The sequence below is a fragment of the Chryseobacterium indologenes genome (assembly GCF_002025665.1).
Lineage (GTDB): Bacteria > Bacteroidota > Bacteroidia > Flavobacteriales > Weeksellaceae > Chryseobacterium > Chryseobacterium metallicongregator.
The window spans coordinates 4063905-4079681 of record NZ_CP018786.1; the positions used below are offsets into that span (position 1 = coordinate 4063905).

General features: G+C 36.2%; 11 protein-coding genes and 1 other RNA gene. 5 read left to right on the top strand and 7 right to left on the bottom strand.

Features of this window, described 5'->3' with window-relative positions; genetic code table 11:
• Positions 1-41 precede the first annotated feature (41 nt).
• From BUE84_RS18350 to BUE84_RS18360, 3 genes are all read right to left on the bottom strand, one after another.
• Positions 42-932, bottom strand: a complete 891-nt coding sequence (locus tag BUE84_RS18350; RefSeq protein WP_034699029.1) for a ribokinase — start codon at positions 930-932, stop codon at positions 42-44.
• Positions 933-999: 67 nt separating this feature from the next.
• Entirely contained in the window at positions 1000-1635 is a 636-nt protein-coding gene (locus BUE84_RS18355; RefSeq protein ID WP_079242950.1) for a DUF4241 domain-containing protein, read from the bottom strand.
• A gap of 86 nt (positions 1636-1721) precedes the next feature.
• Positions 1722-4337 carry a valine--tRNA ligase gene (locus tag BUE84_RS18360; protein ID WP_079242951.1) on the bottom strand — a complete coding sequence of 872 codons (2616 nt, stop codon included), beginning with the start codon at positions 4335-4337 and terminating at the stop codon, positions 1722-1724.
• A 128-nt stretch (positions 4338-4465) separates the two neighbouring features.
• On the opposite strand from BUE84_RS18360, the gene BUE84_RS18365 reads away from it, so the two are divergent.
• Positions 4466-4930 (top strand): DUF1573 domain-containing protein, encoded by a 465-nt coding sequence (locus BUE84_RS18365; protein ID WP_034699021.1) that lies wholly within the window; start codon positions 4466-4468, stop codon positions 4928-4930.
• Between the two features lie 321 nt (positions 4931-5251).
• Positions 5252-6121: a polyphosphate kinase 2 family protein gene (locus tag BUE84_RS18370; RefSeq protein WP_079242952.1), complete on the top strand. Its 870-nt coding sequence runs from the start codon at positions 5252-5254 to the stop codon at positions 6119-6121.
• Positions 6122-6218: 97 nt separating this feature from the next.
• On the opposite strand, the gene rnpB is transcribed toward BUE84_RS18370, so the two are convergent.
• Positions 6219-6542: RNase P RNA component class A (gene rnpB / locus BUE84_RS18375), an RNA gene on the bottom strand.
• 255 nt (positions 6543-6797) lie between these two features.
• Here rnpB and BUE84_RS18380 point away from each other — a divergent pair.
• Genes BUE84_RS18380 through BUE84_RS18390 form a run of 3 tightly spaced genes read left to right on the top strand, consistent with a single transcriptional unit; the run spans position 6798 to position 9637 of the window.
• Entirely contained in the window at positions 6798-7289 is a 492-nt protein-coding gene (locus tag BUE84_RS18380; RefSeq protein WP_062673949.1) for an RNA polymerase sigma factor, read from the top strand.
• A complete protein-coding gene (locus BUE84_RS18385; protein ID WP_079242953.1) occupies positions 7282-7956 on the top strand; it encodes a beta-carotene 15,15'-monooxygenase in 675 nt (224 codons plus the stop codon). The genes BUE84_RS18380 and BUE84_RS18385 overlap by 8 nt, the downstream gene beginning before the upstream one ends.
• A 58-nt stretch (positions 7957-8014) precedes the next feature.
• On the top strand, positions 8015-9637 hold the full coding sequence (locus tag BUE84_RS18390) for an AMP-binding protein (protein WP_079242954.1): 1623 nt from the start codon (positions 8015-8017) through the stop codon (positions 9635-9637).
• A gap of 147 nt (positions 9638-9784) precedes the next feature.
• Here the strand turns inward: BUE84_RS18390 and BUE84_RS18395 are convergent, their stop codons facing one another.
• From BUE84_RS18395 to asnS, 3 genes are all read right to left on the bottom strand, one after another.
• Positions 9785-11932 (bottom strand): hypothetical protein, encoded by a 2148-nt coding sequence (locus BUE84_RS18395; RefSeq protein WP_079242955.1) that lies wholly within the window; start codon positions 11930-11932, stop codon positions 9785-9787.
• Between the two features lie 184 nt (positions 11933-12116).
• Positions 12117-13580: an RNA polymerase factor sigma-54 gene (gene rpoN / locus BUE84_RS18400; RefSeq protein ID WP_079242956.1), complete on the bottom strand. Its 1464-nt coding sequence runs from the start codon at positions 13578-13580 to the stop codon at positions 12117-12119.
• A gap of 159 nt (positions 13581-13739) precedes the next feature.
• Positions 13740-15188 (bottom strand): asparagine--tRNA ligase, encoded by a 1449-nt coding sequence (gene asnS, locus BUE84_RS18405; RefSeq protein ID WP_079242957.1) that lies wholly within the window; start codon positions 15186-15188, stop codon positions 13740-13742.
• Positions 15189-15777 lie beyond the last annotated feature (589 nt).

Genomic DNA, 15777 nt, shown 5'->3' on the forward strand with positions numbered 1-15777 from the left:
TTTATGTTAAGTTTCAAACTTTTGATATGTTGCAAATAGCTTTAAGAAAAGAAATCTGAAATTCTCGGAAGCCCTGTCTGAGATCCTTTGCCTCCTGAAACTCTTGAGGAAACTTCATTTCCGAATTTCACACATTCTTCGATAGAATTCCCATGGCACAATGCAATGGCAAATCCTGACGTAAAGGCATCCCCCATCCCCATTTTATATACTTTTTCGTCCTTATCGTTTCTGTAATATTTCATTTCTGTACCATCAAAATAAATGGTGGAGTTGGTATCATCTCTTACAAATACTTTATTGAAGTACTTTTTAAGAACTTCTTCTCTTTTCTCTTCCCCAAAAATAACGTACAGTTCATTACTTTTAGCCACAATAAAGTCAACCATTTCTAAAATTTCTTCGTTGACTCTCATTGCCGGAGACGCATATAACCCTACTTTCTTTCCGTATTTCTTAGCTTTTCTAACGGTATGCTCTACAACATCCATAGAAACTTCAAGCTGTACCAGCACAAGATCTGTAGTATGAAAATATTTATCGGCTTCGTCTATATGCGATTTGCTAAGATGCTTATTGGCTGCCGGTACTACCACAATAGCAGCATTTCCGTGAGAAGTTGTTACATAGGCAGTTCCTGTAGCTTCTTTATCTGTTTCATGAACAAATCCTACATTTACATTTTCGCTTACCAGATTCCTCATGATCTGTTGCCCAAGAGGATCCATCCCAACGCATCCGATAAAGTATACACTGGCTCCCAACCTGGCCGTACCTACTGACTGATTAGCACCTTTACCTCCAAAATAACTATCTGATTTGATGGCTAAGACGGTTTCATTAGGCAAAGGAAGTTTTTCGGTTTCAAGAACCAAATCTATCGATGAGCTGCCCACAACAATAATACGAGGTTGTTCTGATGAGAAATTCATTGTGTTTTGTATTAGCTTTAAAATTTATAACTGACAAAATTGTGTCTCAAAAATAACTAATTTATAATTAACTTATTTCAATAAATTCAGTAATTATTTTCACTGGCTGTTGATCTTTGTTGTAAGCTATATAACTGGCATAAAATCCTTCTCCATATCCGGTTTCAAAAGCAAAGATAGTTCCGGGATGTTCTTTTGCCGGTTTAAGAAAGGCGTATTGATCTATTGCTCCGTTTTCATCAAAGAAATAGTCATGGAAAAATTCTTCATAGATTCCCATAAAATCACCTCCTTTATTTTGATATAATCTTTGTTCCAGTTCATTAAGGCTGTTTTGGGTATCTACATCCATCAGACATCCCATCCCACTTTCTACAGGATATCCAAAAACTTCTCCTTCTTCAAGATCTTTTATTTTCTGCCCTGCTGTAGTAGCCATTTTCCATTCTTTAATTTCAGAATTATTGAATATAATTTCGGCATAGGCTACACAGTTACTTTCTCTTTCTTTGTGAAGCATTACTGTGAAATCTCCTTTCGGAAATTCCGTAGTAAAAGGAAGCATATCGTTGGTGATCAATGGATCACAAGCCACCAGTTTCCCGCTTGAAAGATAAATCTTTCCTACTTCAAAACTTTCAAGCAACGGACTTTCTACAAAGTCTTTCGAGAATAGTTTTTGTATGTTTTCTATATGTGTCATTGTATTTATTCTTTAAACCATCAGGCTGGATACAATTATTCATGTGTATCCAGCCTGAGATTTTGACAAAATTTATTGTCTATACTTTATAAACTTTTCAGTTTCTCTTCAAGGATCGCAATCTTATCCTGAGCGTCTTTTTGCTTCTTACGTTCACCTTCTACAACTTCCGGCTTAGCATTGGCAACAAACTTCTCATTGGAAAGCTTCTTTTCTACTGAAACTAAGAATCCTTTTAAATATTTCACTTCTTCTTCAGTTTTAGCCTTTTCTTCTCCTAAATCTAAGTTTTCACTTAAAGGAATCGAAACTTCAGTTGCTCCTACAAGGAAAGTAAAGCTAGGCTTATCAGTTTTCTGTCCAAAATGAATTTCAGAAACATTAGCTAATTTTCTTACTACCGCTTCGTTGGCAAATTCAGATGCATTGGTAAATACTTCAACTGCTTCTCTTGGTGAAATTCCCTTTGTCTGGCGGTAATTTCTAACTCCTGAAATCAATTCAGCTGTAATTTCAAAGTTTTTAATGACTTCTTCATTAAAGCTATCCGCCTCCTTCTGCTGAGCAATAACAAGCGCTTCATCAATGCCTCTCTCTGAAATCAATTGCCAGATCTCTTCAGATTGGAATGGCATGAACGGATGAAGCAGCTTCATCAGTTCTTCAAAGAAATAGATCGTTTTATGATATACTTCTTTAGAAATTCCTTCTCCATAATTAGGTTTGATCGCCTCAAGATACCAACCACAAAAATCATCCCAAATTAATTTGTAGATCAAATGCAATGCATCAGAAATTCTGAATTTCTCGAATTGATCATTAATTTCGGCAATTGTTTTATTCAATTTATTTTCAAACCATTCAATAACCTGAGTGTCTGTAGCAATAGCAGGCTTATCTTCATGATTCCACATGTTGATCAGACGGAATGCATTCCAGATCTTCGTCATAAAGTTTCTTCCCTGAAGCATTAAATCTTCATCAAAAAGAAGGTCATTTCCTGCTGCAGAGCTCAATAGAATTCCTACACGTACTCCATCTGCTCCATATTTATCCATTAATTCAAGAGGATCCGGAGAGTTTCCAAGAGATTTTGACATCTTTCTTCTCTGCTTATCTCTTACAATTCCTGTAAAATACACATTCTTAAATGGAACTTCTTTTCTGTATTCCAATCCGGCCATAATCATTCTGGCTACCCAGAAGAAAATAATATCCGGACCTGTAACCAGATCAGATGTTGGATAATAATAGTTGATATCTTTATTTTCAGGATCAAGCAATCCGTCAAATACAGACATTGGCCATAACCAAGATGAGAACCATGTATCCAATGCATCATCATCCTGTCTAAGGTTTTCTATCGTCAGAGTTGAATTCCCTGTTTTTTGTTTTGCCAGTTCTAAAGCAGTTTCTTTAGTTTCTGCAACTACAAAATCTTCATCACCTTCTCCATAGTAATAAGCAGGAATCTGCTGTCCCCACCAAAGCTGACGGGAAATATTCCAGTCGCGGATGTTCTCCATCCAGTGTTTGTAGGTATTTTTAAACTTCTCAGGATAGAATTTTACTTCGTCATCCATTACTACATCCAAAGCGGGCTTAGCAATTTCAGACATTTTAAGGAACCACTGTACTGAAACTTTAGGCTCAATAACAGCACCTGTTCTCTCGGAAGTTCCTACTTTATTTACATAATCTTCTGCTTTCAGCAAAAGATCTTTTTCTTCAAGTTCCTTAGCGATCTGCTTTCTTACATCAAATCTGTTCTTTCCGGCATAATGTAAACCATGTTCGTTAAGATTTCCGTCATCATCCAAAGCATCAATCATCTTTAACTGATGTTTCTGTCCTATTTCATAGTCATTGATATCGTGAGCAGGAGTAATTTTCAATGCTCCTGTTCCGAATTCTATATCCACATATTCATCCTCAATAATCGGGATCACTCTGTTTACAATCGGTACGATTACATTTTTACCTTTCAGGTGAGCATATCTTTCATCATTCGGATTGATACATACTGCTGTATCCCCAAAAATGGTTTCAGGACGTGTAGTGGCTACTGAAAGGAACTCTTCTGAACCTTCAATTTTATATTTAAGAAAATATAATTTTCCGTTTTGTTCTTTAAAGATTACTTCTTCGTCAGAAATATTAGTCTTTGCTTCCGGATCCCAGTTGACCATTCTATAGCCTCTGTAGATCAGCCCTTTATTATAAAGGTCTACGAAACTTTTGATAACCTGTTGAGAAAGTTTATCTTCCATGGTGAAACGGGTTCTGTCCCAATCACATGAACATCCCAGTTTTTTCAGCTGTTCTAGGATAGTCCCGCCATACTTATTGGTCCAGTCCCATGCATGAGTTAAAAATTCCTCACGCGTAATATCTGACTTATTGACTCCTTCAGACTTCAGTTTAGCAACAACTTTAGCTTCAGTAGCAATTGAAGCGTGATCTGTTCCCGGAATCCAACAAGCATTAAATCCGCGCATTCTTGCACGACGGACCAGAACATCTTGAATGGTATTGTTCAGCATATGCCCCATGTGTAGTATCCCCGTCACATTTGGTGGAGGAATAACTATGGTATATGGTGGTTTGTCATTAGGTTCTGAGTGGAAAAATTTGTTTTCCAACCAGTAATTGTACCATTTTTGTTCTGTTTCCTGTGGATTGTACTTTTCTGAAATCTGCATAAATTCTATTTCTTTGGCTTGCAATTTGCAAAAATAGTCTAAAGAAAAAAATTTTTAAGCATGAATTAAAATAATTTTTAACTTTGTTTCACAAAATTTATCTAACAAACGTATTAACATTCAAGAATATGAAAAAATTAATTGCAGGAATTGCACTATTCGGGACATTTGCTCTTGCATCTGCACAAACTATTACATTTGATAAAACGACTTTCGATTACGGAACTATTAAGCCTAGTGCTGATGGTACAAGATTCTTTACTGTAACGAACTCAGGTGATAAGCCTTTGATTCTTTCAAATGTAAAACCTTCTTGTGGATGTACGACTCCTGAATTCAGCCAAGATCCTATCATGCCTGGAAAGTCTGCTAAGATCAAAGTTGGATACAACACAGCGATCCCTGGCCCTTTCAACAAAATGATTGAGGTTTTCTCTAATGACCCTGCAAATAGCAGAAGTGTAATCTACATCAAAGGTAACGTAGATGCTAATGCTCCTGAGCCAAAAGTATTGACTCCTGCTGAACAGAAAGAAGCTGCTAAAGCTGAGAAAAAAGCTGCAAAACTTGCAAAAAAGGCTGCTGCGAAGTAATCTCTACTCAAAAAAATAAAAGAACCGTCTCCAATGAGGCGGTTTTTTTATTACATTTATGTTTGATTAGGTGGCAGATGATAGGTAATAGATGGCAGCAAATGTATTGACGTTTATCAAATATATTATTTAGGTTTTGGCGAAGCCTTCGGATTTATTTATCTTTAACATGGCTGGGCTAAAGCCCACCCCTATTGAATTTTAATAACTTAATCTTTTAATCTTTTAATCTTTTAATCTTTTAATCTTTTAATCTTTTAATCTTTTAATCTTTTAATCTTTTAATCTTTTAATCTTTTAATCTTTTAATCTTAAAAATATATGGACACCGATTTCTCAGATAACTTTAAGGTAAGTGAAAAATTTTCGATAAAAAAAACATCAACGTCTTATAAAGGAAAGCTCACGAAAGAAGAAGGAGAGCAAATGCTGATTCAGGAGAAAGAAAAACTTCGTGAGTTACAGGAAAAATTATATGCTGACGGAAGCCAGTCTTTGCTTGTTGTATTACAGGCTATGGATGCGGCAGGAAAAGACAGTATGATAGAGCATGTTTTCGGGGGAGTGAATCCTCAGGGATGTAATGTGACCAGTTTTAAAACACCAAGCTCCAAAGAATATTCTCATGACTTTTTATGGAGACATTATCTGGCACTACCACAGAAAGGAATGATTGGAATTTTCAACCGTTCTCACTATGAAAGTGTTCTCGTTTGTAAGGTGCACCCTGAATATAATTTGAGCGAAAAAACATGGTCCTCCGTAAAAGATTTTGATGCTAAATTCTGGGAAAACAGGTATGAAAGTATCCGTAACTTTGAAAAACACCTTTCACAAAACGGAACTACAGTTGTTAAGATCTTTTTGCATGTTTCTAAGGATGAACAGAAAAAAAGACTTCTGGACAGAATTGACGAACAGGAAAAAAACTGGAAATTCTCTGCAGGTGATCTTCCGGAAAGAGCATTATTCGACCAGTATATGGAAGCCTATGAAACAGCCATCAATGAAACCTCAAAAGATGATGCTCCATGGTATGTACTTCCTGCAGACAGTAAGTGGTTTGCAAGAGTTGCAGCAATCCAGATCATTATTGATACGCTTGAAAAAATGAATCTTAAATATCCTACTCTTTCTGATAAAGACAGACAGGAATTACAGGAATCTAAAAAACAGTTGGAAAGCGAATAAATTGGGTTGAAATTTAGAGGCTTGAAGATGGAGGTTTAAAATTATTACGTTAAAAACTTCACTCTTCCAGCCTCTAACTTCCAGCTTTTTAAAAAAAATCACGAGAAAATCTATAAGCCGGATTTTGTACTTCCGAAGAAGTGCCTGTTATTTATCTACGCATTACATTACTGCAATACTTGAGCTGATTACCCCTCGGTTTTCAGGACGAGCCGCCCCTATTTCCATTGCTGAAAAGAACCGATATACTTACCATTGCACCGCAAAGAGTTTACCTGGTTTCACTACAGCCGAACTGTACTTGCTTTCTGTTGCACTTGTCCTACCCTCACGGGTGACGGATGTTATCCGCTTTGCTGCTCTATGGTGTCCGGACTTTCCTACCCTTGCCGAAACAAGAATCAACAAGCCGATTTTCTCGCGGAGGCAAAGGTACACAAATTTTGTGGTAAAAAGGTAAAGAGTAAAAGGACTCAAGAGTTTTTAGCCCAATGTAAATAATATTGATTGAAAAATATCTTTCCTTTGCTTTTTGATGAAAATATAGAGTATTATTCAAATATAACTCTGGATCTTTAGGTCTTCTTCGATTTTCTTTTTTTTACCGTTTTACGATTTTTAATTATAATTTTCACCAATTACTACTTTATTATTATCTTCGTGCCATTATATATCTATGGATTCCAGAGAAAAAGAATTTGCGCAGCTTATCAAAGATAATCAGGGACTGATTATTAAAGTATCGCGTTTGTATACCAATTCTCTGGAAGATGAAGAGGATCTTTTCCAGGAAATCGTGTTACAGCTCTGGAGAAGTTATGATTCTTTCAAAGGAAACTCCAAAATTTCCACATGGATGTACCGTGTAGCGCTCAATACAGCCATTACCCTCTTTAGAAAAAAAAGCAAAAGCCTTCCTACGAATGAATTGGACATCAACCACAAGGATTTTGTGGAAGATGACGATGAAAAACAGCAGCAGGTATCACTTTTGTATACTGTAATCAAGACTCTTCCTAATGTAGAAAGAGCCATTGTCATGATGTATCTTGACGATCTGCCTTACAAGGACATCGCAGAAAACCTCGGAATCACTGAAGTCAATGCACGCGTGAAAATGAACAGATTAAAGAAAACCCTTAAAGAACAGATGGAAAAATATGCCTGAATTTGATTTAGATAGCTTTAAGAAAACATGGCAGGAACAACCTGTACAGCATAAATATGACAACACTGAGATTCTTCAGATGTTGAACAGAAAGTCGCGTAACTATGTGAAATATATTTTCTGGATCAGTGTCGTAGAATTTCTTTTCTTTTCAGTATTAGGACTATTTTACTTTTTCCCGGAAGAGGAATCAGACAGCTTCCGTAAAATGTTGGAAAGATTAGGTGCTCAGGAAGCTCCTGAAGTAGAAAACAACTTCGGGCATGCTTATTTAGCGATAAAGGTCTTAAGTTTATTGATAACAGCATATTTTGTACTGAAATTCTACCAGAATTACCGAAGAATCAAGATTGAGGAAAATCTGAAGGGTCTTATCACCAGAATCATTAAATTCAAAACAACAGTCAATGCTTTCATTCTCATCAGCATTGTATTATTACTGATATTCACTTTTGTATTGGTTGCTTTTATCTTTTATATATTAGATTCTCAGAATATACAGCCAAGTGGTTCCAATCTTACCATTATTATCGTAGGGATTGTCGTAAGTACATTGCTTGCGGTTTCTATGATCTGGTTGTATTACAGACTAGTATATGGTACTATTATTAAAAAACTTGATAAAAATCTAAAACAACTTAAAGAAATAGATTCTCAGGAAAATTAATCTACATAGGCATAGTTCGGGATATAATTGTTAATTTTATTCCACCAAATCTTAAACTATGCCCTTATCTTATGTGTATGGAACTTCTGAGGTGCCATTATTAGGCCAGACCATCGGAGCCAATCTTAAAAGTACTGTCGAAAAATATCCCCATCAAGAAGCATTAGTCTGTGTTCATCAGAATTACAGAGCTACTTATCAGGAATTTTACAATCAGACAACAGCTGTCTCAAAAGCTTTACTATTTTTAGGAGCAAAAGCAGGCGACAGAATCGGAATCTGGTCTTCCAACCGCTATGAATGGGTACTTTTGCAATATGCGACTGCAAGAATAGGAACTATTTTAGTGAATATCAATCCGGCCTATAGAACTCACGAACTGACCTATGTACTCAATCAATCGGAAGTTCGCTTTATTTTTTCTTCTTTAAGCTTTAAGACCAGTAATTATAAAGAAATGGTTGAATATGCAAAAGAAGTATGTCCAACCCTTGATCACGAAATATTCTTTGATGAAAACTGGGAAGAATTTGTGAATAACGGACAGGAAATTTCAGATGAAGTGCTTCATAGTTTTGAAGAACATGTACAGTTTGACGATCCGGTTAATATTCAATATACTTCCGGAACGACCGGTTTTCCGAAAGGAGTTACCCTTTCCCATCATAATATTCTCAATAATGGTTATTTTATTGGTATCAGACTAAAATATACTGAGAAAGACCGCGTCTGCATTCCTGTACCTTTTTACCACTGCTTTGGGATGGTTATCGGAAACATGTGCTGTACAGCTCACGGAGCCTGTATGGTAATCCCGAATGACAGTTTTGATCCGGAGATTACTTTAAAAGCTGTTTCAGACGAAAAATGTACTTCATTGTATGGAGTACCTACTATGTTTATTGCTGAACTGGCAGTAAAAGATTTTGACACCTATGATTTTTCAAGCTTAAGAACCGGTGTTATGGCGGGCTCTGTATGCCCTCCTGAAATCATGAAAAAAGTAGAAAGCCTGATGAATATTAAAGAAATGAGTATCTGCTATGGGATGACAGAAACTTCACCTGTATCTACTCAGACTTTAATAGGTACACTGCTGGAAAAGCAGGTCAGCACAGTAGGAACGGTTCAGGACCATCTTGAGATAAAAATCATTGATGAAAGTGGCAGAACTTTAAAACGTGGTGAGCATGGCGAACTTTGCACAAGAGGGTATTCTGTCATGTTGAAATACTGGAATGATCCTGAAAACACCAAGAAAGTACTGGATGATGCCCGCTGGATGCATACCGGAGATATGGCAGTAATGGACAAAGATGGCTATATTACCATTTCAGGAAGAATAAAAGATCTGATCATTCGTGGTGGAGAAAATATTTCACCTAAGGAAATTGAAGATTTTTTATATACGTATACCAACATTCTTGATGTCCAGATTATTGGGGTTCCCAGTGAAAAATTCGGGGAAGAAGTAATGGCGTGGGTAAAAGTGAGAAAAGGATTTACTATTACTGCTGAAGAGCTACAAGAATACTGCAAAGGAAGAATTGCCCATTATAAAGTTCCGAAATACTGGAAATTTGTAGATGAATTTCCAATGACCATTTCCGGAAAAATAAGAAAGGTGGAAATGCGGGAGATTTCAATGAAAGAACTTGAATTAGGTAGCTTTAAAGATTAACTCAACACAAATAAAACGATAAATAGATTAACATCCATTATAAAAAACCTGTTTAAGCTTTAAACAGGTTTTTTGATATGAATTTACTTTTGAATAATCGATTATCTTTAATTATCAGAAAATCTTGAACATTTAATTCAGACATACTTATTCAGGTTCTGCAATTCCGAGGAAAATTACAACTCCATCACCACCGGGATTATCAAAAACATCTACCAGAGCTGACGGTTTCCAGTTGTTCATACACCAAAGATTTCCTGCGCCGTCAATATTCGTTGAAGTAAGTCTCATAATAGGCTGATAACATTGCATTCGTAACTCTTCGTGTTTTGACTCGTGCAATTTTGGTTGATGCTGAGTACCATATAAAGGATATCCGTTCGCTAAAGTAACCTCAGAACCTCCTGTAGGAAGAGTAAGCAGCATTGCTGTTTCCGGCTTTGAGGGATCACGAAGCATCGTTACTCCAAAAGGTCCCTGCATATCCAGCCCAGAATTATTCTTAAAATCCGTTTCATGACCAAAATTGGCTAGAAAAACTGTCTGATTTTTATCTATTTTAACTCCCCATGGAGCATAAGTATTGACATCATAATATCCCATAATGGTTAAAAGATCTTGACTAAGAACTGTAGCACGGCTGCTGCTTACTCCTACCACAACAACATTTCCATCTCCATTTATTGCAATCTGACGAAGTGATTCATACCCTTCCTGTTTATTGGCACTTTCAGAATAATTGCTAAACCAGCTATGGGTAACCACCAATTGATCTTCCTCAATTGTAACTTTATAAACCGCTGAAAAGGCACAGTTTTCAGGAAAATCTTTATCATAATTTCCAATACAGGAAACATAAGCACTTCCTTTGTGATCAGGAGTTACATCAAATATTTTCAAATAAGGGGTTAGGGTTGGCAACGGAGGTAAGCCTGGAGATTTTTTTACAGGAAATTCATTACAGATAAGGGTGAGGGCTGCAGTGGGACCTTTCTCAAAGTCGTTATCCTCTGGTTTTAAATAAACCACTACTGCACTTGGTTCGTTTTCAAAAGGATAAACTCCTGGCTTGGCAGGCGCAAAAGGTTCCTGACAACCTACTGAAGCCATCCAAAGGTTCCCCTGATTATCATATTCCATTCCCTGGACACGGGAAAGTCCTAATGTAAAGCCATTGGAAGGACTTACGGGCTTTCCGTCTTTATAATAAAAACGAGAAATACTTCCCTCTTGTGGATTATTATATTCTGAGCCCCATCCGAAGTTTCCGAAAGAAATATATTTTTTATCGGGGCTAACGGCAGCTCCAAAAGCTACTCCAAGTAATCCGCCACCCTGAACCGGAGAAAAATCGGCAGGCGTAGCATCATATTTGTAAACAGGGCAATGAGTTCCGGAATCCGGAGAACCCGCCCGAAAGTTATTAGCAATCCATGCGTTATCATCTGCATCAAAAACAACAAAGGCTGCTCCACTCGGAATAAAGTTCTTAGCTCCTGATGAATTACTTTTTAATGTAAGAGTCCAGTTATTAGGAATCTTTTGATCCTCGGTCATATTTTTCATTGAGACTAATGAATCAGAGTAGATTTCTTCCAATCCAAAAAGCATCTGATAAATATTACCTGCATTATTACAGGGATCATGCAGTAGATTTCTTATTGCCTGAAGGAAATTTTTGTTTGATTCAGAAGGTTCATGCCACGCATAATCCAAAAATTGTCTATAAAAAGGCTTTCCTGTACTGATGATTGGATTTGTTATAGAATAATAGTATAAATTACATAAAGAGTTGAACATTGGATAACTGTTCGTTTCAAAACCGTTTGGCGAAGTACTGATCATATCTCCGATGGCTCCTTCTGTTTTATACAGATTCTTCTTCATTCCATAAGAGATTTTCACATTTCTCTCAGTTCCTGAAATGTGTACTGCTCCATCGTCATCTACTTTTGTCATACGTGCAAATGTATAGATTGAAGCAATAGAGGATTCAGGATTCACAATGACTGGAAAAAGGATATCAGGAAGATAAAATGTTGCTAATAAACTTAAAGGTTCACCGTCAATTTTGTATACAGTATTATCAATTATATATTCATGTATCCAAACGGTTACAGCATAATATTCAGATTCTGCATTCTTAATTTCAACACTGAAAGTGTTGTCTTCAAATGACGTTTTGTTATTAACAGCGCCAATGAAATTTTCAGCAATTCCAAAAACTTGGAAACTCCCTGAAGTGATGGTTATATTCTTCACCTCAACACTAAATTGAACGGTTTTTGTGGACATAAGCAAATGATTAATTGTTCAGTTAGAAATTAATCAAATGTCGGAATAAACAATTGGATTTTATTCAGTAGAAATACGGTACTGAAATAAGTTACAGAAGATCTTTATGTTACAATATGGATGAAAATCTAAACATGTTCAATAATAAAAAAAGCATTCCAAATTGAAATGCTTTTTTATATTGTTAAAGTTCTTTTCTTAACCTCGCGACAGGAATATTGAGCTGTTCACGATATTTTGCAATTGTTCTTCTGGCAATATTATAACCCTGCTCTTTCAGGATGACTACTAATGCATCATCTGTAAGTGGTTTTCTCTTATTTTCTTTACTGATAACTTCCTGAAGATGGGTTTTGATCTCCTTGGTAGAAACTTCTTCTCCATCATCATTTGTTAAACTGTCTGAGAACAGATCTTTAAGGTAAACAATCCCATTAGGAGTATCTGCATACTTACTTTTTACCACTCTTGAAATGGTAGAAATGTCAAAACCTGTAATATCTGCAACATCCTTCAGAATCATTGGTTTCAGAGACTTTTCGTCACCGGTGATAAAATAATCCTTCTGGAATTTTACAATGGCTGTAATTGTCTGTAATAAGGTATTCTGACGCTGATTAATAGCATCAATATACCATTTTGCTGCATCCAGTTTTTGTTTGATAAATAAGGCAGCCTGCTTGTGTTCCGATGAGTTTTTATCATGGGAATAGGTAGTCAGAATATCTTTATATTCTTCTGAAACTCTTAGTGTAGGTGCATTCTTGCTGTTCAGCATAGGAATTACCTGCCCGTCTTTCACCTGAATAACAAAGTCCGGAATAATCTCCTGATTAATCGTAATTGTCTGCGTATCAAAGTTTCCTCCTACTTTAGGAGAAAGTTTTGATATTTCATCCAGAGCATCTTTCAGATCGTCTTCTTCAATATCATATTTCTGAATGATCTTGTTATAATGCTTATTGGTTAAAGCTTCAAACTGATGTCTTAAGATATTGGCAGCCAAAGAAACAGCTTTATCTGAGCTTACTTTCTTTTCAATCTGTAATAAAAGGCATTCCTGCAGACCTCTTGCTCCTACTCCGGGCGGATCCAGTTTCTGAACATAATTTTCAAGGATATCCTCCACTCTTTCTTTAGTAGTATAAATTCCCTGTGAGAAAGCGAGATCATCAACAATAGATTTGATCTCTCTTCTCAGATATCCGTCTGTATCTAAATTCCCGATCAGGTATTCTGCAATCTTCAGATCTTCATCACCAATATTCACCAGGTGAATCTGTTCTGTAAGATAATCATATAAGGACTGGCCTTCCGTTAAAAGACTCTCGTTATCAAATTCTTCATCATCCGGAGAGTAGTTGCTGGATGCGGTTTTATAGCTTGGTTCATCGTCATAAATATATTCATTGACGTCGAAATCTGTTTCAATGCTTTCTGTACCCTCATCCTGATAAGCATCTTCAAGGGAAGAATATTCGTCTTCCTTAGAATCCTCTTTTGCAATTTCCAAAGCCGGGTTTTCTTCTAACTCTCTCTCCAGTTCCTCTTCAAATTCAAGAGTATGAAGTTGAATAAGCTTCATCAACTGGATCTGCTGAGGGGCCAGCTTCTGTCCTAATTTGAGTTGTAAGTGTTGTTTAAGCATATTCTTATTTGCGTTTTAACATAACATATTCTACGAATTTAATAAATTTATTTGATAAAAAACACATTTAGCATGATTTTTGCATTACTTACCCTAATATAATAAACTATTAAATAATAAAAAAAGCCTTAACTTGTGATTAAGGCTTTTTTTATTGTTCTAGAATTCAGCGCTTTTCGGTGTTCTAGGGAAAGGAATTACATCTCTGATATTCGTCATTCCTGTTACGAAAAGAACTAGTCTTTCAAGTCCTAAACCAAAGCCTGCATGCGGCACGGAACCGAATTTTCTGGTATCAAGATACCACCAAAGTTCGTGCTCATCTACGTGCATATCTTCCATTTTCTGTTTTAAAACATCTAATCTTGCTTCTCTCTCTGATCCACCGATGATCTCACCGATACCAGGGAAAAGAACATCCATAGCTGCTACGGTTTTGTTGTCATCGTTCAGTTTCATATAGAAAGCTTTGATTTCTTTCGGGTAGTCAAATAATACTACCGGGCTTTCAAAATGTTTTTCAACAAGGTATCTTTCGTGCTCAGACTGAAGGTCAGTTCCCCATTTTTCAACCGGGTAAGCAAATTTCCCTTTTTTATTTTCTTTAGAGTTCAGTAAGATTTCGATAGCTTCTGTATAGCTTACACGCTTAAAACGCTTAGCGATAACATTCTGAAGTTTTTCGATAAGACCTTCTTTTGCTCTTTCTTTTTCTGGTTTTGTCTTTTGTTCTTCCGCAAAACGGTTGTCTAAGAACTCAAGATCATCTTTACAATTATCCAATACGTACTGGATCACATACTTTAAGAAATCTTCCGCCAGGTCGATATTATCTTCAAGGTTGTTGAATGCCACTTCCGGTTCAATCATCCAGAACTCGGCAAGGTGTCTTGTCGTGTTAGAATTTTCAGCACGGAAAGTAGGTCCGAATGTATAAATTCTTCCCAATCCCATCGCTGCAGTTTCTCCTTCCAGCTGTCCTGAAACGGTAAGGTTTGTTTTTTTACCGAAGAAATCCTGTGTAAAATCAATTTCACCGTCTTCCGTTTTCGGCATATTGTTCAGATCAAAGTTTGTTACGCCAAACATTTCACCTGCTCCTTCCGCATCTGCCCCTGTAATAACCGGAGTGTTGATATAGAAAAACTGATTCTGGTTGAAGAATGAATGAACGGCAAAACTTACTGCGTGACGTACTCTGAACACCGCTCCGAAAAGGTTCGTTCTGAATCTTAAGTGAGCCTGCTCACGAAGTTTCTCAAGACTATGTTTTTTAGGCTGAAGAATTGTACTCTGAAGTTCTTCTGTAAAGTTATCTCCTAAAATAATGATCTTTTTAGCGATAATTTCCACAGATTGTCCTGCTCCCTGGCTTTCCACCACTTCTCCTACTACTTTCAGGGAAGAAGCTGTACTGATATTCTTAAGAATAGCTTCATCAAAATTTTCGAAATCAACAACTATCTGCAAATTATTAATCGTAGAACCATCATTAAGCGCAATAAAGCGATTAGCACGGAAGGATCTTACCCATCCGTAAACTGTAATGTCATGATGTAATACTTTCTTGTAATCCTTTAGGATTTCTTTGATCGTTTGCTTTTTCATTTGTTGATGATAAATTTTTTATATAAAAATTAATGTCTGCAAAGTTACAAAAAAACAGCGCAACTTGATGATTGCGCTGTCTTTAAAAATCATTTAACAGGTATTTAAACTTTCAGTTCAGGAAATTCACCTTTTTTCTTCTGCCAACTCTTCTGCATTTTAAGGTTACATTTCCACTCAATATTGTCCTGAACTTCAATAATATCCGGAATATCCCCGGAATGAACACTTACACTATCACTTTTAAAAAGAATAAAATATTATTTTACTCTGAGTTTTCATGGAATTAGTTTTATTGAAATGGTTATTAGTTTTTAAGTGATAAGTTCGTGGTAAATTACCGGGTTATACATCCATTTTTAGACTATACTATACTTTTAAACTGTGTGGCGGATTAACCGGATTTACTGTTTAATGATTTTTAAATGATCACTACACTTTACATCTCTAAATTCTGAACAATTACTTCATGATTTACATTTTAGTTTTCTTGGTTATTAGTTTTTATCCTCTTCTTCATTATTAGTTTTTATGATACAATTCCTGACTTGATTTTTTTAATGATCAACAGTTTGGAACTGATATCTTG